General features: G+C 45.7%; 20 protein-coding genes, 1 tRNA gene and 5 pseudogenes. 13 read left to right on the forward strand and 13 right to left on the reverse strand.

Annotated elements, in window-relative coordinates:
- Positions 1–163: 163 nt before the first annotated feature.
- Entirely contained in the window at positions 164–1,417 is a 1,254-nt protein-coding gene (locus GWP40_RS10680) for a DUF3798 domain-containing protein (protein ID WP_212565320.1), read from the reverse strand.
- Between the two features lie 420 nt (positions 1,418–1,837).
- Between GWP40_RS10680 and GWP40_RS10685 the strand changes: the two genes are divergently transcribed.
- Positions 1,838–2,632, forward strand: coding sequence for a DMT family transporter (locus tag GWP40_RS10685; protein ID WP_230974672.1), 795 nt, complete (start codon positions 1,838–1,840; stop codon positions 2,630–2,632).
- Positions 2,633–2,782: 150 nt separating this feature from the next.
- Here GWP40_RS10685 and GWP40_RS10690 read toward each other — a convergent pair whose 3' ends face one another.
- A complete protein-coding gene (locus GWP40_RS10690) occupies positions 2,783–3,439 on the reverse strand; it encodes an HAD family hydrolase (protein ID WP_212565321.1) in 657 nt (218 codons plus the stop codon).
- A 233-nt stretch (positions 3,440–3,672) separates the two neighbouring features.
- Between GWP40_RS10690 and GWP40_RS10695 the strand changes: the two genes are divergently transcribed.
- From GWP40_RS10695 to GWP40_RS10745, 12 genes and pseudogenes are all read left to right on the forward strand, one after another.
- Positions 3,673–4,134, forward strand: a complete 462-nt coding sequence (locus GWP40_RS10695) for an InlB B-repeat-containing protein (protein WP_212565322.1) — start codon at positions 3,673–3,675, stop codon at positions 4,132–4,134.
- 4 nt (positions 4,135–4,138) lie between these two features.
- The gene (locus GWP40_RS10700) at positions 4,139–4,618 is read left to right on the forward strand and encodes an InlB B-repeat-containing protein (protein ID WP_212565323.1); all 480 of its coding nucleotides are present in this window, start codon (positions 4,139–4,141) and stop codon (positions 4,616–4,618) included.
- The gene (locus tag GWP40_RS10705; RefSeq protein WP_212565324.1) at positions 4,615–4,815 is read left to right on the forward strand and encodes a hypothetical protein; all 201 of its coding nucleotides are present in this window, start codon (positions 4,615–4,617) and stop codon (positions 4,813–4,815) included. The genes GWP40_RS10700 and GWP40_RS10705 overlap by 4 nt, the downstream gene beginning before the upstream one ends.
- Before the next feature lie 31 nt (positions 4,816–4,846).
- Positions 4,847–5,368: pseudogene (locus GWP40_RS10710) on the forward strand (InlB B-repeat-containing protein); the annotation flags it as partial.
- Complete coding sequence (locus GWP40_RS10715) at positions 5,308–5,637, forward strand: hypothetical protein (protein ID WP_212565325.1); 330 nt, start codon at positions 5,308–5,310, stop codon at positions 5,635–5,637. The pseudogene GWP40_RS10710 and the gene GWP40_RS10715, both read left to right, overlap by 61 nt.
- The gene (locus tag GWP40_RS10720; RefSeq protein WP_212565326.1) at positions 5,597–6,475 is read left to right on the forward strand and encodes a hypothetical protein; all 879 of its coding nucleotides are present in this window, start codon (positions 5,597–5,599) and stop codon (positions 6,473–6,475) included. Before GWP40_RS10715 ends, GWP40_RS10720 begins: the two co-directional genes overlap by 41 nt.
- A 148-nt stretch (positions 6,476–6,623) precedes the next feature.
- Positions 6,624–6,695: transfer RNA gene (locus GWP40_RS10725), tRNA-Gly, on the forward strand.
- Between the two features lie 183 nt (positions 6,696–6,878).
- Complete coding sequence (gene fliS / locus GWP40_RS10730) at positions 6,879–7,325, forward strand: flagellar export chaperone FliS (protein ID WP_212565327.1); 447 nt, start codon at positions 6,879–6,881, stop codon at positions 7,323–7,325.
- Between the two features lie 4 nt (positions 7,326–7,329).
- Positions 7,330–7,806, forward strand: coding sequence for a flagellar biosynthesis protein FlgN (locus GWP40_RS10735; RefSeq protein ID WP_212565328.1), 477 nt, complete (start codon positions 7,330–7,332; stop codon positions 7,804–7,806).
- Positions 7,807–7,910: 104 nt separating this feature from the next.
- Positions 7,911–8,489 (forward strand): CBS domain-containing protein, encoded by a 579-nt coding sequence (locus GWP40_RS10740; protein ID WP_230974416.1) that lies wholly within the window; start codon positions 7,911–7,913, stop codon positions 8,487–8,489.
- On the forward strand, positions 8,452–8,727 hold the full coding sequence (locus tag GWP40_RS13020) for a transporter associated domain-containing protein (protein WP_230974417.1): 276 nt from the start codon (positions 8,452–8,454) through the stop codon (positions 8,725–8,727). Before GWP40_RS10740 ends, GWP40_RS13020 begins: the two co-directional genes overlap by 38 nt.
- 55 nt (positions 8,728–8,782) lie before the next feature.
- A pseudogene (locus GWP40_RS10745) lies at positions 8,783–10,904 on the forward strand (methyl-accepting chemotaxis protein).
- Positions 10,905–11,053: 149 nt separating this feature from the next.
- On the opposite strand, the gene GWP40_RS13025 reads toward GWP40_RS10745, so the two are convergent.
- The 11 genes and pseudogenes from GWP40_RS13025 to truB form a co-directional block, all read right to left on the reverse strand.
- Positions 11,054–11,215 (reverse strand): LptF/LptG family permease, encoded by a 162-nt coding sequence (locus GWP40_RS13025; protein ID WP_230974418.1) that lies wholly within the window; start codon positions 11,213–11,215, stop codon positions 11,054–11,056.
- Positions 11,216–11,394: 179 nt separating this feature from the next.
- On the reverse strand, positions 11,395–11,784 hold the full coding sequence (locus GWP40_RS13280) for an LptF/LptG family permease (RefSeq protein ID WP_269140261.1): 390 nt from the start codon (positions 11,782–11,784) through the stop codon (positions 11,395–11,397).
- Between the two features lie 131 nt (positions 11,785–11,915).
- Positions 11,916–12,128: pseudogene (locus GWP40_RS13615) on the reverse strand (LptF/LptG family permease); the annotation flags it as partial.
- Positions 12,125–12,475 carry an LptF/LptG family permease gene (locus GWP40_RS13290; protein ID WP_230974430.1) on the reverse strand — a complete coding sequence of 117 codons (351 nt, stop codon included), beginning with the start codon at positions 12,473–12,475 and terminating at the stop codon, positions 12,125–12,127. The gene GWP40_RS13290 and the pseudogene GWP40_RS13615, both read right to left, overlap by 4 nt.
- A gap of 85 nt (positions 12,476–12,560) precedes the next feature.
- Complete coding sequence (locus GWP40_RS13295; RefSeq protein WP_269140244.1) at positions 12,561–13,244, reverse strand: LptF/LptG family permease; 684 nt, start codon at positions 13,242–13,244, stop codon at positions 12,561–12,563.
- A 95-nt stretch (positions 13,245–13,339) separates the two neighbouring features.
- The gene (dut, locus tag GWP40_RS10760; protein WP_212565329.1) at positions 13,340–13,795 is read right to left on the reverse strand and encodes a dUTP diphosphatase; all 456 of its coding nucleotides are present in this window, start codon (positions 13,793–13,795) and stop codon (positions 13,340–13,342) included.
- A pseudogene (pnp, locus tag GWP40_RS10765) lies at positions 13,792–15,918 on the reverse strand (polyribonucleotide nucleotidyltransferase). Before pnp ends, dut begins: the two are co-directional and overlap by 4 nt.
- A gap of 165 nt (positions 15,919–16,083) precedes the next feature.
- Positions 16,084–16,353, reverse strand: coding sequence for a 30S ribosomal protein S15 (gene rpsO / locus GWP40_RS10770; RefSeq protein WP_212565330.1), 270 nt, complete (start codon positions 16,351–16,353; stop codon positions 16,084–16,086).
- 3 nt (positions 16,354–16,356) lie between these two features.
- The gene (locus tag GWP40_RS10775; protein WP_230974419.1) at positions 16,357–17,106 is read right to left on the reverse strand and encodes an FAD synthetase family protein; all 750 of its coding nucleotides are present in this window, start codon (positions 17,104–17,106) and stop codon (positions 16,357–16,359) included.
- Complete coding sequence (locus GWP40_RS13030; protein WP_230974420.1) at positions 17,042–17,185, reverse strand: hypothetical protein; 144 nt, start codon at positions 17,183–17,185, stop codon at positions 17,042–17,044. Before GWP40_RS13030 ends, GWP40_RS10775 begins: the two co-directional genes overlap by 65 nt.
- Positions 17,186–17,284: 99 nt before the next feature.
- Positions 17,285–18,301: pseudogene (gene truB, locus GWP40_RS10780) on the reverse strand (tRNA pseudouridine(55) synthase TruB); the annotation flags it as partial.
- Between the last annotated feature and the right edge of the window lie 154 nt (positions 18,302–18,455).

Genomic DNA, 18,455 nt, shown 5'->3' on the forward strand with positions numbered 1-18,455 from the left:
ATACCCGATCTCAATGTTTCCTCTTTACTATCGATAAAAAAAACGGGTACACGTATTCAAGGCAACCTGTTCCGCAACTTTCATTTCGGAACAGGTTTACTTCAAAATTTTCCATGTACCCGTTCTGCTGAGGAGGCTTTTTTTAAATAGTTTCTATTCTCTACTATTTATTAAATTTCATATTTAAGTATTTCTGCGGTACCTCTTGCTCGGTTGTCGACAAAAAGCCTTTTCCGAGAATATAGGTATCCATAAATACCAACGCCTGATTTTTCGCACGCACACCGGTGTTGGCATCCGTGTAGTACGCACTCTTCCACCGTGCATTGGGAGTAAAGACCCCCAGCGCTTTCGATAGATCAGTAAGGCTGCCTTTCTCCGCTTCGCCATCGATAATGCGGCGGGCATATTCACCCAAACCGGCACTGACCGTAAAGCCGTAAGAGTATGCCCATGTACCGAACCGGCCTGCTCCGCCCTTGTCGATAACGGACTGTTCAACCTTCGTCAAAATGGATCCGAAGTCTCCGGCTTGTTCGGTAAGATCGATACCGAGCGCTCCCGGATAGCCCATTAACGGGGACGGAAGGTCTGCTTCAACAAAGATACCGCCGTACTGTAAAAGCTGCTTTAAGAGCGGCTCCGTATGCGCATCGTTCGTACAAAAGAACGCGGTTTCTTTGCCGTATTTTTCAATCCACTGCGGAACCTTTTCAAGGATGAACTGCTGAGCGCCCGCAACTCCGACATCACTGGTCGGGTCGGGAGCGGTTTCAAACACAAATTTCACCCCGGTATCGTTACATGCCGCTTCCATAATTTGGCGGCGGAGTCCGAGCGTTTCATACGACATGTGCCGCGGAAAGGAAATATGCACAAACGTCTTTGCACCAAGCTCTTTCGCCGCCCAAATAATCGTATATCCGCGTGACACGAAATCATTGTTTATCGCCATATCAGCCGCAGCTTGAATAACCAGCGGGTCTTCGTGCGGTTCACCTGCAAACAGCAATATGTCGGGACGTTTTTCCCGAACGCGCTTAAACGCCTCTGCAGTTCCGGGAATTCCTTGATTGACAATAATAGCCTTCATCATCGGATCGTCTGCGAGAGCGGCAATCTGCGTAATAGTCGTTTCCTGCTGCGACATAAAGTCATCAGGATAGGTGATATGCTGAATCATACCGCCGGTTTTCGCGGAACCGTACATCTCGATCAGTTTTTCAGCACCGCGGAGATCATCTTCGGATTGAGAGACCGTTCCCGTTACGATACCGATATGATACGAGGCATTTTTTCCGTTATCCCCCGACTCGACTTTTTCCGGCTTTGTTTCTGCTTTTTTGCTGCACCCTAAGACGGATATACTCAAGAGCGCAGTCAACAAAACAAATGCGGCATACATGTTTTTTTTCATATTCAACTCCTTTTGATACCAGAAACCTTTAAAACGCTCATCGAGTTTCTAACGATACCCGTCCGTATGAGTATCAGGAACAATAGGCCATACGGTTGGAAGTCCTTAAAATCCCGCATCGGTTTTTAAAGATTCTGTAAAATATAACTTTCGTTGATAGTAAGTTCTTCGGCAAAAAAATGTCAAGTATTTTATGTATAAATATGCAATAAAAAGCGTTAAAAACAGTATTTTTATACAAAAAGAAAAAAGCATTAAAGTTATTTAACCTAGAAACAGCTGACAATGCAGATGCCTACACGAATCAATTTTCAATTACCTTTCTTTCTGCTATACTTTGACGGTATTATGAGTATTCGATTGACATCCGCACAAAAAGGGATCTTGTGCATCATTTGTTCGGCTTTCTTTTTTACTGTGATGAATTTATGCGCAAAGCTATCCGGCGATTTACCGTCTATCCAAAAAGCATTTTTTAGGAATAGCATTGCCTGTTGTGCGTCGCTCTTTTTTTTGATAAAGACCCGTCAATTTGCGCTACCGCAAAAAAAAAGAATATTCCCTTCTTTTATATTACGGGCAGTACTGGGCACTGCCGGATTGGTTTCCAATTTTTATGCGGTCAGTCACTTAGCGCTTGCCGACGCTTCTATTTTGGCAAAGCTCGCACCGTTTTTTACCATTTTCTTCTCATTTCTGTTTTTAAAGGAGCGAATCCGTTTTACCCGAATTCTTGCAGCCGTCTGTGCATTTGCCGCAAGCCTTTTAATTATCAAACCGGCTTTTGCAGGGGCAGGTCATACCTTTGCAGCTTCTATTGCCTGCTTCGGCGGTCTCTGTGCAGGCGGCGCGTACACCTGCATACGCTATCTGTTAACACATAAAGAATCAGGCTCATTTGTAGTATTTTTCTTTTCGGCAGCCTCCATGCTGATACTGCTGCCTTTTTTCGTCTACGGCTTTGAACCGATGAGCTTGCAGCAGTTTTTCTGGCTGCTTGCCGCCGGAGCTGCGGGGGCAGGAGGGCAATTTACCGTTACCGCGGCGTATTCTTATGCACCGGCAAAAAATATCGCGGTTTTCGACTATACGCAAATTCTCTTTGCCGCAGCATTCGGCTTTTTATTGTTCCACGAAATACCCGACCGCTACAGCATTGCCGGATATATCATTATCTGCACGATTGCACTGCTGTTATTTTTAAAGAAAGATTAGGCATACTTTTTTTCATAACGCCGTCCTGTTTCCAACGAGGCTCGATTATGGTGAATCAACAATCACGGCGCAGCGCGTTCGTCAAAACTATACATCCGCGGCGGTTAGAGAAACGCCAGGGTATTAAACCACACGCACGAATAAAGTCGGTTATGCCGTTACAAGCGGCAGCAGCTCCTGCGGGTTTGCGATAATATGCGTTGCTCCGGCACCTGCCAATTCGGCACGGTCTCGAAAACCCCACAGCACGCCGACGGTAGTCAACCCCGCGCTTTTTCCGGTGTTTATATCCACGGAGGTGTCTCCGATGTAGAGGCATTCCTGTTTTTGGCGATGTAAAAGCTCTAAAATCTCAAACACGCCGGCAGGATCCGGCTTGAGCGGAACGCCTTCCCGTTGACCGAAAACGGCGGAAAAAGTTCCCGCATCAAAAAAAGCTTTGATGATTTTTTGCGTAGTCGGCTGCGGCTTATTTGAAAGAACCGCCAGCTGGACACCTTGATTACGCAACGCTGTAATCATATCGGCAACGCCGTCATATAAGGTACACAAGTATAAAAAATCGGCATCATAGGCCGCATTGTAATCCTGTAAAATCGTATCTTCCAACGCCGCATCCGTAACGCCGTGATATGCCAATACCCTGTGAATAAGCGTCCGAGCCCCGTTTCCCGCAAACTGTTTAAAATTTTCCACCGGCGCAGGGGGTAATCCGTGCTTTGCAGTTTCGGCGTTAACAAAATAAGCGAGTGTCCGAACGGTATCGGTCAATGTTCCATCCAAATCAAAAATACATGCCTTAATCATAATCATAAGTATACAAAATCGAGCGGTAAAAGTGAATCATACACTTGACTTTAAGGGGGGGGGGGGGGATAATGGAAGATAAGTTGATTCTTTTGAGAGCCATGTGTAAGTGATCCAATCATCCGTGGTGAACAATCGAAAGGCTGCACAAGCTCACAAAGAAACGAAAACGGCATCTAAAAAAATCCCTCTCAAATTTTTTGCAGATGCCCAAATAATAAAGGAGTATCATTATGAAGATGAGAAACATGTTACGAGGCATTCTCCTCCTGCTTCTTATGGCATCGGGATTAAGCGTTTTTCTTAGCTGTAAAGGCCTCAATCCCACCCCAACGCCCTATACGGTAACCTTCGACGCGCAAGGGGGCTCTACGGTAGCGCCGATTAATGCAGCACAGGGTAAAACAATTGCAAAACCGGCTGATCCGGTAAGAGCTTCTTTTACCTTCGGCGGCTGGTATAAAGAAAGCGCTTGTACAACGCCGTGGAACTTTGCAACCGATACCGTTACCGCGGATATTACATTGTATGCAAAATGGACGCCTGTCGTTACCGTAATGTTCACGGTAAGCGATGGAACCGGCGGTACGCTTACGGCAAAAGCAGACGGTAAGGAATTAAAGTCGGGCGCACAGGTAAAAAAAAGGTACGGATGTTACCTTTACAGCCGCCGCGGATCCTGGCTACGCCGTTGAATCTTTGAGTGTTAACGGAGAAACAAAATCCGATACGAGTATTACGGTAAAGGCGGATAAAGACTTAACGGTAACCGTGAAGTTTAAGGCGGCGGATACGGTTACTTATACGGTAACCTTTGACGCACAGGGAGGCTCTGCGGTAGCACCGATTCAGGCAGGACAGGGTAAAACGATTGCACAACCGGCTGATCCGGCAAAAGATGGGTTTACCTTCGGCGGCTGGTATAAAGAAAGCGCTTGTACAACGCCGTGGAACTTTGCAACCGATACCGTTACCGCGGATATTACATTGTATGCAAAATGGACGGCTGTTGCCCCTGCAACCGTTACCGTAACATTTGCGGTAAAAGGCGGGCACGGTACGCTTACGGCAAAAGCAGGCGATACGAACCTGACCTCGGGAGCATCGGTAAAAAAAAAGGTACGGATGTTACCTTTACAGCCGCCGCGGATCCCGGCTACGAAATTGATTATATATTGATTAATGAAGAAAAAAAGACCGAGCCGGAGATTACGGTAAAGGCGGATAAAGATATAACGGCAACGGTCAAATTTAAGGCACAAAGCGCTCCGGCAACGGAATTGTGCACCGTTCATTATAACGCCAGCCCGGCTGCAGGCGGTTTGATAAGCGCAAAAGACACAAACGGCACGCCCGTTAGCCCAGAAAAAAGATAGAAAAAGGAACCGTCCTGAATTTACTGCCGTACCGAATACCGGCTATGATATTTCCGGCTGGACGGGTGCAACGGCTGCATCAGATAATAAAACCGCAACCCTCACCGTAACACAAGACAGCACGGTAACGGTAACGTTTACCTTAAAAAAATACACGGTAAACTTTGACACACAAGGCGGCACAGCGGTAACGCCGCTTGAGGTAGAACACGGTAAAACAGTTCAAAAACCGGCTGATCCGGTAAAGGCTTCTTTTACCTTCGGCGGTTGGTATAAAGAAAACACTTGTACCACACCATGGAACTTTGCAACCGATACCGTTACTGCGGAGATTACGCTCTACGCACAATGGAAAATTACTATTCAGTTTGCTCCCTCCAAAATGACCTGTCGGAAAAACGGTGGAGGTGATATTAACCCAGGCGACACAGTGCATGAAAATGATGAGCTTTTCTTTACTGCGACGCTGTCTACGGGACAGACGGTTGACAAGTGGACGGTCAACGACGTGGACCAGGGTGGACAATCAAGCCCCTTTTTCATTACAAGGTGAAAACTGCGGATGCGCCGAGCGGCTCTATAAAGGTTGACTGTGCGATAAAAACCGTGGCGCATGGAACCATACAGTTTGCTCCCTCCAAAATGACCTGCTCGAAAGATGGCGGAGACGATATTACTACAGGTACCACAGTGTACGAAAATGATGTGCTGAACTTTACTGCGACGCCGCCTTCCGGACAGACGGTTGGTAAGTGGTCGGTCAACAATGTGGAAAAAGACTATGCGACACAACCAGTTTTTTTCTTACACCGTACGGGCTGATGATGTACAAGGCGGCGCTATAAACATTGACTACACGCCCAGAACAGCGGCGCATGGAACCATACAGTTTGATCCCTCCAAAATGAAATGCCGGAATCAGAGAACCTATACTTTTGTTAACACAGGCGACACGGTGTATGAAAATGATGTGCTGGACTTTGCTGCGACGCCGCCTGCCGGACAGACGGTGAACAAGTGGACGGTCAACGGCGTGGAAAAAGACTATGCAACACAGCCATGGTTTACTTACACCGTAAAGGCTGAAGACGTGCAAGGCGGCGTTATAAACATTGACTACACGCCCAGAACAGCGGCACAAGCGGTCATACACTTTGATTCTCGCAAAATGAAATGCTGGAAAAACATTGTTTTGTATACCAACACCGGCACACCGGTAACTGACGGCGCTACCGTTTACGAAAATGAAGAGCTCATATTTATCGCTCAACCTTCTGCCGGAAAGATGGCCGATTCATGGACGGTAAATGGCGCTCCTGTAAAAACCAGGGAGGGAAATTTGTGCTGGTATAGGGTTGGTGCGGAGGCTTCCAGCCTTCGCTTCGAGTACACGGAAAAGACTGCAGAAAAGTTAGAGCTGCGGTTCGATACTTCAAAAATACGATGTACGAAACCGCTTGATACTACACTTATTAATCCCGGCATGCGGGATGAAGGAGATTTTCTCACCTTTAAAACAACAGACGGTTCTGCAGTAAAATGGAAGATAAACGATGAGTATATCGGTTTCGGAGCAATGCCGGTTCTGGAATTCCCGTTTACCAAAGAGCGTGCGAAAGAATTTGGCAACGAAAATCTTATGGAAATCAGCTATGAGTAAAAAATGAGTATGCAGGCATCTTGAAAAAACTTTTTCAAGATGCCTCGTATACGGCAGGTTTCGGCGAAAGCCGGAGCCTGCCGTATAAAAAAATTCAGATTCCGATTGACATATCAGGTGTTTTTCGGTATAGTAGCTTCATATTTTTGCGGATGTCGTATAACGGCTATTACCCCAGCCTTCCAAGCTGGAGACGAGGGTTCGACTCCCTTCATCCGCTTATAACCGCATACTTACCCTTTTTAACCGAATAACCCATTAATTTTTGTTTTATGTTTAACTAATGTACTTACCGTACATCATAGTCAGCAGAAAAAGCGGAAAATTCTTCATTCAGAAGCTCAACAGACCGGTTCTTTTGCCGATAAGATAGAAGGAACACGCGATCGCATGGGGGATTAAAATGAGTTATAACAGTCAAGCCTTAACGGCATATAAAGAGACACGTGTAAAGACAGCAAGTCCGGGTTCTCTGATCATTATGCTGTATGATGAGGGTATTAAAAATATTACCCTTGCCATTGAAGGCATGCCTGACGGAAAAATCGAAGCGGAAAATATCGAACGCATTCATCAGTACATCTTAAAAGCGCAGGATGTTATTACCGAGCTAATGGCATCCTTAAATATGGATGAAGGAGGAGAAATTGCTGAAAATCTCTTATCGCTTTACTCTTTCTTTAACCAACAGCTTTTTCAAGCCAATATGCAAAAGGATCCGCAACCGCTTATCACAGTACGTAGCATGATGGAAGAACTGCGCGAAGCATGGCATCATGTTGTCAATTCAACTGCCGCCGCTGCAACAGAAATGAAACCGGTTGTTTCCGGCGTCAATATAGCAGGGTAAGACCATGCATACAGCCACGCTTAACGATTCCGAAATTGCCGAACGGGTTGCAGTCCTCAAACGATTCAGGTTGCTGTTAGAGCAGCAGCGGCTTAAATTCCGCGAATACCTGATGGTATTGGAAAAACAAGAAAAAAGCATTTCCGACGAAAACGCCGATGCTGTCTTACAGCACACGGAGCTTGAAGAATCAATTATTGCCGAAATATTTACTATTCAAAAAGTAATCGATCCGCTGGAATATATGTATACCAATATCTGCAAGAATACACAACATTCGGATATTCCTCATCTTAAAACGGATTTGGATGACTTACAAAAAAGAGTTTTGGCTCAGAATAAAAAAAACCGCGAACTGCTGCAAACGCATATTGCCGGCTTACGGCAGCAAATTGCATCGCTGAAACGGCCTTATGCGCATAAAGAGAGTATCTATGCCGGCACAGCACGTACAGCAGCGCTCGTCGATCTCAGTTTATAGATAATATTCGAACCTTATGCTCTGTATTTTTTACGCTGCACATACCGTATGAATCTTCCGTTACCGGCACAGCATCCGGCAAAGAGAAAAGGCTATCCGTATATATGCGGAAAATCGGCAGCTGTATGACGTACCGTTCCGACATTGTGTGGATCGATATTGTCGATAAGAGCCAAGATATCCTTATGTTGATAAAAACTCAAAAGGAGTTAAGCTATTTTCCGGTATGTGCAGGTAAAATTGATGCGGTTATCGGAATCCTGAGTGTCCGAGACTACCTGCAAAGCAGACTGGAAACACCGCCGCCGAATTTACAAAAGATTTTAACCAAACCGCTGTTTATTCCCGAATCGCAAACCATTAAACATACGCTTGAATTACTGAACGAGCATAAAGCAAATGCAGCCTGTGTTATCGATGAATACGGCGGCATTGAAGGTTTTATAACAAAGAACGGCTTATTAAACAGCGTATTTAATGAAACCGTTCGGACATCCGAGCATACCAAACGGCAACAGCTTACGCAAGCCGACGGCAGCATTGTTATAAGCGCACAGATGAGCCTTGACGAAGTGCAGGTTCTACATCTTTTAGAAGATATCGAACGCCCCCCCTACGGAAGAATACTACACCTTTGCCGGTTATTTGTTTGCACGATTCGGTGCCATTCCTCATCCGGGTGATAGTATTGATATCGGCTCCTCTATCTGTACGGTACTCAGTATGCATGGACAGCGAATCGATCAGGTCGCGATAAAAAAAAAAAAGAAGCATAAACGCCCCCATCCTTTACGAACAGCCTCTCTTTATAGCATCCTACAATATTTACGGTTAAATATAGAAAATAGCCGCTCTCTTGCAAAAGAATATCTTTATGAATATAATCAAGCCCTATTAAGTATCGATACGGATTATATATAGCCGAGAAAATCGATATTTAGGAAATATTTTATTTGAGAGAGGCTTGACAAAATGAATGAAAAAGTATAACCCCCGAAAATATTTTTCAATTCGACGTAAACTTATCTGTGTATTCGGCTTGTTAATGCTGCTTGCGATTTCTGTTTTAGGAATTACCGCAACAACGAAAAAAAAAAAAAAGCGCTGTTGGAAAAAGTCCACATCCAACTTATCGAAGAGGCGAAAGACACAGCTGCTCTGATAGATGAACGCATTAATACTTTTGTTGCCACCCTCTCCGCTATCGCACGGCAAGAGGCCCTGAGAAAAGATATCCCGTATGAACAAAAATTTCTATCCTTGCAAAATGAACTCGCATTCAACAATTCTGAAATAAATGCATTCGGACTTTGCAACAGGATGGGAAATGCATGGCTTACCGATGGGAGACAATTGAATGTTGCCGATCGGGAATATTATCAATCTGCACTCAACGGAAAAACATTTGTAACGGAACCGATGCTTTCGCGGGTAACCAATGAGCTTTTCACATTTTTCTCCGTTCCGATTTATGATGACGAAAAGAACATTATCGGTGTTTTATATGCACGGGTAGATGCATCAGGTCTTTCAAAAAATGATATCCGATATTGTAATTGGAGAAACAGGTGACTGCTATGTTATCGGCCTTTCCGCAATACCATCGGAGACCCTGACATTGAAGCGGTAAAATCCCAAGAAAACAGCATAGAAAAAGCGAAAAGCGATCCTTCCTTTGTCGAAATAGCCGCATTCGAAAAAAAAGCGTTGCAATCTACAGAATCGGATGCAGGATACTTTCAGTGGAAAGGCGAAGAACAAATAGCTGCTTTCGGCGTAATTGCAAGTACCGGATGGCGGGTTATTCTTTCCGCTCCCATACATGAATTTTTAGGCAGTATAACGGTTATGCAAAAAGTATTGTATAGCATTACAACTATAATCTTAATACTCGCAATTATCATCGTGTATATCACTGCATATAAAATAGTAAAGCCGATAAAGGCAGCAGTGGAAGCATTAAAAGATATAGCACAAGGAGAGGGTGATTTAACGGTACGCTTACCGGTCGTAGGGTATGATGAGATAACCGATCTTTTCCAATTACTTTAATCAGACAATAGAGAAGATCGGTACATCAGTTAAAACGGTCGAAGATAGCCTCAGAGGTTATGCAGGCTGTCGGTGAAGAGCTTGCAAGCAACATGACCGAAACGGCAAGCGCCGTACATCAAATAAATGCAAATATCGAAAGCGTTAAACAGCAAGCCCTTACACAGGCTGCAAGCGTTACCGAAACAGCAACTACTATCGAAGAGATAGTACGCACTATTCGACAGCTTAACGGCAGTATCGAAACGCAAGCCGCGAGTGTTGCGCAATCTTCTGCATCAATAGAACAAATGGTTGCCAACATTACATCCATCGGGCAGACGCTCGGTAAAACCGACGAAGCTATCAAAAGCCTTACCGGTGCTACGGGAGACGGAAAACACACATTGATAACATCCAATGCAGTTACCAAAAAGATTGCCGAAGAATCGGGCTCTCTGATAGAAGCATCAAGCGTTATTCAACATATTGCATCGCAAAAACAAACCTGCTGGCAAATGAATGCTGCAATAGAAGCCGCACACGCAGGGGAAGCAGGAAAAGGTTTCGCCGTTGTCGCAGATGAAATCCGCAAACTTGCCGAAGATTCTGGCTGCTCAAGGGAAAACGATAACAACAACACTTTAAAACGCTATCAGGTGAAATTGAAACGCTTTCCGATTCTTCCAAAATCGTCGAAGGAAAATTCAATACAATCTTTACCCTTGCCGAACAGGTTAAAGAGATGAGTAACCGCCTTACTGAGGCAATGCGCGAACAAGAACACGGCAGCAGAGAAGTGCTTACCGCTATCAAAAAAAATATCAATATGGTAACGTTGAGGTTCAAGCAGGTTCCGCTGAAATGCTGAAAGGCAGTGAAGGAGTCGCGGAAGAAATGCGAAAATTGATAACCTTACCCGCGTTATTACCGACAGTATGAACGAAATGGCTTCCGGCGCCGTACAAATCAACAATGCGGTACAGGAGGTTAACGGTATTACGCAGCAGAATAAGCGGAGTATCGAGAGTTTAGTCGCAGAAGTTGCTAAATTCAAAATCAATTAGGGAAGGGAAGACACTTTTTTCGGATAAAAGATTTCTTCCCTTCCCTAGAACCCATCCTATTTTCAAAATAGCCGCTTAGGGTTCTACCCTAAGAACCCGCCGTGATTCTAGGGTTTAGTTCCGGAACGGAAGTTTAGCAGGTATGATTTTTACGTGCGCGCTATTCTCAGCATAGCAATGCTCAAGAACGTAAAAATTAAAAGAGGGAGAAACGCGCCTGCAAGCGGGGAAATATACTCCCATTTTGCAAAAAGCATGGTCATCATCTCGGTAACATAATAGAGAACTGCAAGGGCTAAACTAAAGAGCAAACTCATCAGCAGGATATTTTTTTAAAGCGGCCGCCGATGGAAACAAAAAAAAAACAAAACAATGAACGTTGTAAACGGAATGAAAAACGGCGGTAATATTGTGAAAGGTATTCATGGTAGGGTAACCCCATTTTTTTAAATTATTGATAAAGAGTTTTGCCTGTGCAATAGTCATCTCATCAATAGATGTAATATTCCGTTGAAAGGTTTCGGGAGGTTCGAAAAAAGTTTCGCATCGATTGAATCTTGGTAGAGAGGACCTCATTATCGGCGGTAAAGGTGTAGATTGATTTATCCGTTACCTCCCAATGATCGGTTTGCCACTGTGCCGAATTACCTTTTATAATGGTAGAAATATCACCCGATTCGGTACGTATCACAATCAGCACATTGTTCAATTCCTTTTGATTATCATCGTAATAATCGGCAAAATACACAACCTTCCCCGAATCGGATAAAACAACCAAATCATTGCTATTCAAATTCTGTTGAGGTTCCAAGATAGAATTTACCAGTGCAATTTTCTGCCGTTGAAAGTGAATTAAGATACGATCCTCAAAATAAAACATCCCTATCGATAACAAAAAATCCGCACAGTACAAGCGGAGCCACCAACACGGCAAGCGGCATACCGGAAGCAAAAGATCGAAGTAAGTTCATTTTTGCGTACATATTTCCCATTGTATACGAACTTGCAAACAAAAAACAGAAAAAGAGGCATTGCAAACGATATACACTTGGGCAAATACAAATACATCACCCGAAGCAGTGTAACAAAGCGTGCTTGATTTTGCAAATACTGCGGTAGATTGAGAAAAAGATCACCAAGCTGCAGGAGCAAAATAAAAAATAAAATCGTTATCACAAAGACAGGGAAAAAGAGCTGCAGCAAGTATCGTTGAAGAATTTTCATCTGAATAATTTTTTCCCCAGCAACACAATGGATGCGGTAAAGACCATAATATTGGGTACCCACATGGCGGAAGTACCGTTCCAATCAAGCCGTAAACAGAGCGTTTGCCCGCCCATAAACAGCGCCCAATATGCAACGGCTATTAAAAGACCTAATACAAAACCAACACCTTGATTATGTACCTTACCGGCACTGCTGATGGCAAAGGCAAGCAATACAAAAAAGAAGGCGCCGAAAGGAATAGAAAACTTCTTATGCAATTCCATCCAATACAGATTGAGTGTCCGATTATCTTCGTTTTGCGTTTGTTTTTCCTTTATATCTTTATAGAGATCAACAGAGGACATTTCAGAAGGTCCAATCGTATTAAAATAAGAGGACTTAATACTCTTTGCAAGTATGTTGTAGGTTACCGCTTCGCCATTTACCGCATCATATTTTTTTTTTATCAGAAGGATCTAAGATAAGAAGGTGCGGCAGCGCCATTTTGAGTGACATCACGATTGACGGATCATCGGACTTTTCAATCTCGGCAGTCTGTGTGCCAAGTATACGGAATGCTTTATCCGCATTCTTATCAACAATCAAAAGATTATGAATTTTTCCATCCTGTATTAATCCCGTTACAACAACCGCATTACGATTGCGTTTTACGGAATAAGAAGAAAGCTCCAGCGCAGGGGTTGAGGTTGCAATATCCCAATAGACGCGCCTAAAATTAACGGCGCTGGCAGGCAGCAATACATCGTTGGTAAAAAAGGAAACAATTGAAACCGCTAAACCGACCAATAACACCGGTAACATTAAAAAGCGAGGCGAAATACCCAGTGCGTTCATGGAAAGAAATTCCAAATCACTGACAAAGCGACCGATCCCCATGAGCGTACCGATCAAGGCGGCAAAGGGAGCGGCATTCGCGATAACAGCAGGAAGCGAATAGAGCATCAGCAATGCGACATCTTTAAAAGGAGCTTGTTTTGAAAGGACATCTTCCGCCAGCAACAGAATATTATTAACAAAAAATATAAAGAATAAAAACAAAAAGCAGACAAAAAAGTACAGCAGCATCTCTTTGACAATATATAAAAAAAGCTGCTTTTGTCTTATGCCTATCATCTTTTATACCGTTAATCACTGTTATAGGAACAGGGATGTCTCAAAAGTTGGTTACTTTTTCAACATCCTCATGCCCTAATCACCCTTATATCAATTTACGCAATGCCGGTAGAGCCATATCCGTTGCAGCCCCGTCCGGTTTTTGAAAGCTCATCGGTTTGTACAAAACTCACCTGAACCGCCTGCGCAACTACGGCTTGTGCAATCCTGTCGCCGTTTTGTACGGTAAAAGGTTCGCTGCCGAGGTTTACCAACAGCACGCACAGCTCTCCGCGGTAATCGGAATCAACCGTACCGGGAGTATTGAGCACCGTAATACCGTACTTGAGCGCAAGCCCCGACCGCGGACGCACTTGCAGTTCGTACCCCACAGGTAATTCAACAAACAGTCCCGTCGGGATGAGTTTACGCTCCATCGGGTTCAGCGTTACCGGCTCTGCAAGATACGCATGTAAATCCGCGCCTGCAGAACCGGGTGTTTGATATTCAGGCAGCAAGGCTCCTTCCTTGAGTACGGAAAAAACCCTTACCGCCCCATCAGCAATACTCACCGTTTTTCCTCAGTGAACGGCTTAATGGCTGCCGGTTTTTCCTGCTCTTCACAGGCATCGATATACGAAAGATTTAAGCGGCCGAGCTTATCGATTTCCAATAGTTTGACGGGTACTTTTTGTCCTTCCTGCAGCACATCGGTAACTTTTTCAATGCGGCTGCGCGACAGCTTGGAAATATGACAGAGTCCTTCTTTACCGGGCAGAATTTCGATAAAGGCGCCGAAATCCTTGATGCACTTAACGGTACCTTCATAAATTCTGCCGACCTCAGGATCTTCCACAATGCCGGTAACCGCAGCCTTGGCACCGAGCGCAGACGAAGAATCCCGCCCGTAGATGGTAACCGTACCGTCGTTCTCGGTATTGATTGTTACATGGTATTGTTCGGACAGCGCCTTGATAATCTTTCCGCCCGGCCCAATGAGCGCCTGATCTTATCAACCGGAATCTTGAGTGTTTCAATCCGCGGCGCATACTTGGACACTTGCTCGGAGGGTTTGGAAATAGTCTGATTCATAATGCCGAGAATATGGAGCCGGCCTTTTTTGCCTGCTCAAGCGCTTTTGCATAATCTCAGCGGAAACGCCGGCGATTTTAATATCCATCTGGAAGCCGGTGATGCCTTCTGCGGTACCGGCAACTTTAAAGTCCATATCGCCGAGGTGATCTTCTTCGCCCAGAATATCGGAGAGTACCGCAAAGCGGCTTCCATCGGTGATAAGCCCCATTGCAATACCCGCTACCGGTTTTTCATCGGAACGCCGGCGTGCAGCAGCGAAAGCGTACCGCCGCACACGGTTGCCATTGACGAAGAACCGTTAGATTCCAGAATTTCGGAAACCACTCGGATGGTATACGGGAACGCTTCTCTGGACGGAATCATCGGCATCAAGGAGCGGTGCGCAAGGTGCCCGTGCCCGATTTCACGGCGTCCGGTTCCAAGCCGTCCCACTTCACCGACCGAATAGGGCGGGAAGTTATAATGCAGGATAAAATTCTCCCGCCGGTCGCCTTCGATATCGTCATACACTTGTTCGTCAAACACGGTACCGAGCGTAACAACGGCAAGCGACTGTGTTTCCCCGCGGGTAAAACACCGCAGAACCGTGCGGCCGCGGCAAACTCCGATCTCGCAGGTAATAGGGCGGATATCTTCCAAGCCGCGCCCGTCAACCCGCAAACCTTTTTCCAGTATGTTTTCGCGCAAAAATATGGTATTCCATGTCGTCGAATAAAGCGGCAAAGAGCTTCGCCTGTGTTTCATCGGCGAGCTGCTCCACATATTCTTCGGCGAGCGCCTTTCTGATAACATCGCAGGCTTCGCGGCGCTCTACCTTGCCCTTTGTATATAAGGCTTTGGAAAGTTCGGGGTAGGCCTTTGCGTAAATAGCATCTTTTATTTGCAAGCGTTGCATTCACCGGTGCAAGCGGTAGTTTTTCCTTGCCGCACGCCGCGCGAAGCTCATTTTGCAGCGCACAGATCGCTTTGATAAATTCATGCGCTTTTTTTCCAAGGCCTTGAGCATAATCTCTTCCGACACCTCGTGAGCGCCGCCTTCTACCATCGTAATGCCTTCGGCAGTACCCGCGACAACGATTTCCATATCAGCCTTTTCAATCTGGCTGAACGTCGGATTTATTATAAACTCACCGTCGAGGTATGCCACGCGAGCGCCCGCAACCGGCCCGTTAAAGGGAATGTCAGAAATAACAACCGCAGCCGAACTTGCAATAACCGCTAAAATATCCGGCGGATTGATCATATCCGAGGAAATACAGGTCGGTACAATCTGAATTTCCCGTCCGAATGCTTTTTCAAACAACGGCCGCATCGGACGATCGATGAGCCGTGAAACTAAAATCTCTTTATCCTTAGGACGGCCTTCACGCTTGATAAAACCGCCCGGTATCTTCCCCGCTGCATAGTATTTTTCATTATAATCGACGGTTACCGGTACATAATCGAGTCCCTCAACTGCCGTAGATGACGCACACACCGTTGCCAACACTGCGGTTCCGCTGAATTGCGCATAAATAGCGCCGTTTGCCTGTTTTGCCAGATGGCCTGTCTCTAAAATTAACTCTTCATTTCCGATCTTATACGTTACTCTCTGTCTCATAATCTTTCCTTCTATATAATTACAATTCCTCAAATTACTTTATAAAAACGGCTACCTACCCGTTTCCGATAGGTAACCGTCTTATGCTGCTTAAATCAATAGCAAGCGCCTCTAAAATTCAAGTGAAATTTTAAAAAGCCCGTATATGCGTTAAGCAGCCTGATCTTACTTACGTAAGCCTAATTCCTTAATGAGGGCACGGTAGCCTTCGAGGTTGGTACGCTTGTAGTATTTCAGCAAGCGCCGACGCTGTCCTACCAATACCAAAAGTCCCCGCTGACTGCTCTTATCCTTTTTATTGATTTTGCAGTGCTCGGTGAGCTGGCGGATCCTATCGGTCAGCAAGGCAATCTGAACTCTGGTATTGCCCGTATCTTTTTCGTTTGCACCGAATTTCATAACAATCGATGCAGTGTTTTCTTTTGTAAGTGCCATTTCTTACTCCTTCCGTATAAATTCCAATTTATGTATCAATGTTCCTGCTGCAGCGGACGGAACCGGCGCTGGGGTCTCTTCGGAAACTTCAAGCAAAGTATCCGTCACTTTCACCTGTACGGGAATAATCACCCCCGACCGTAAATATGCGCAGGCTGAATACTGTCCGCTCTGTGGGAGAATCTGTGTTACCGCCGACTTTTCGATAGACCATACAGTGTTCTCTCTCCGCTGGACTATTTTTTCGACATCTAAGAAAAAAGGATACCCGAGAAGGTCTTTTGCAAGGGTAAAATCAGCTTGTTCAACGGCCTGCCGTATCGCGCTTGAGCTGATACGCACCTGCCGTGCCGAATAAAGCTGTTCAATGGAATCAAAACAAAAGCCCCTTTCACGAGCAAGGCGCTGTAAGTCCCCTACTCCCGTATCGTGGCGATACCCGCAGGTAAAATCACTGCCAACGGCAAGATATTTTATGCAGATAGTTTTTATTAGTATGTCAAAAAAAACAGCGCCTTTCATTCTAGCAAAATCAGCGGAAAAGTCAATCAGCACCGTAAAGCTAAATCCTTGCTCGGCAAATTTTTGCAGCCTCATTTCCAGTGTAGAAACATCGCCTGTATACATGTTGCCTGCCTTAACCGACCGAGGAGAGCGGAAAAAAGTGATGATTCCTGCGGGGATACCCTTACGCTGCGCAGCCTTCAACACCGCCGATAAGATACGCTCGTGCCCGCGGTGCGGCTCCGTCAAACCCGCCTATCGAAATAGCGGAACCTTGCGGATATATGTTTTCTTCTTTTATTAAATCATCCCAATAGATAATCTTCATCACTCCAGCCTATCAGGGTAAACGTATCAGATTCTTTGTGATATACACCGCACGAATCAATTTACGCATCTGATGCGTTTACCCTGCCCCTGTTAAATACTATTTGATAATGAAACCGGTTGCCGTTTTTGTGATCAAACCTGCGCAACGTCCTTCGTAAAACACTGCGATAGTTCCGCCGTCCGCAAGCGGCTGCGCACCGGTAAACCAGTGCCTACTGATGGGCTTCCCGTTCATAAATGCAGGATAATATTTTGCTTGAAGTTCCGCCGTCTGAAAATGTATAGCACGGCTAATCGCTTCGCTTAAAGGTAGCGCAGCTTGCCTTACCTCTTCTTCGGTAACCGAATACGATGCAGGCGGCGAATCCGGCACGTACGCTCCACACTGCCCTACCCTTCTATCATAGACGGATTTCGGCGCTGCGCGGGTTGAATCCGCATCTGCCGCATTCACCGCAGCGCTCCCGAACGGCTGCAGCGCCGAAAAGCCTGCCGCCTGTTCAAGGGTAAACGGCCCGACTGCCGTTCTTCGAAGCGCATAGACATACGCGGCAGAACCGCATCGATGGGCAATATCCCGCACCAATGAGCGGATATACGTCCCCTTGGAACAGCGCACGCACAGCACGGCGCCAAGGACTTTTTGAACTGCGACCGCTTCGGATTTTTCGGCGCCTAATCCTTTTTGAACCGTACTCAATGCGGCTACATTATCGCCGGAATGGTCGGCGCCTGTATCCGCACCGAAATTTTCAGCCCTCGTATCAGTGTCCGGGGCATAAAAAACTTCTTCAATATCGATGCTATAGACGGTAACGGTTCGAGGCGGAACGGTTACCGCTTCTCCGCGCCGTATTCTATCGGAAAGTCGCTCCCCCGCCTGCTTTACCGCCGAATAAACAGGCGGCACTTGCTCGATGGTTCCGGTCAGCTGCTTGATTGCCGCAATAAAGTCGGCATACACCGGAAGCGGCTTTTCGGCGATGACGGTGCCTTCGGGGTCAAGCGTATCGGTTTCTTTTCCAAAATAGAACAGCACGCGGTAGGTTTTATCGAAATCCGTGATATACGGCACCAGTTTGGTTAATCTCCCCGAAAGCAATACGAGTAAACCGTCGGCAAAGCTGTCGAGCGTGCCGGTGTGCCCTACTTTCTTAGTGCCGAGCGCATGCTTTTACCTGCCAGAGGGAGGTAAAACTGGTTATACCGGACGGTTTTGCAAAGGGGATAATAAATTGAGGTTCACTCTTGGGCATTGTTCCCGAATC

This window comes from Treponema vincentii (genome assembly GCF_018336815.1).
GTDB lineage: Bacteria > Spirochaetota > Spirochaetia > Treponematales > Treponemataceae > Treponema.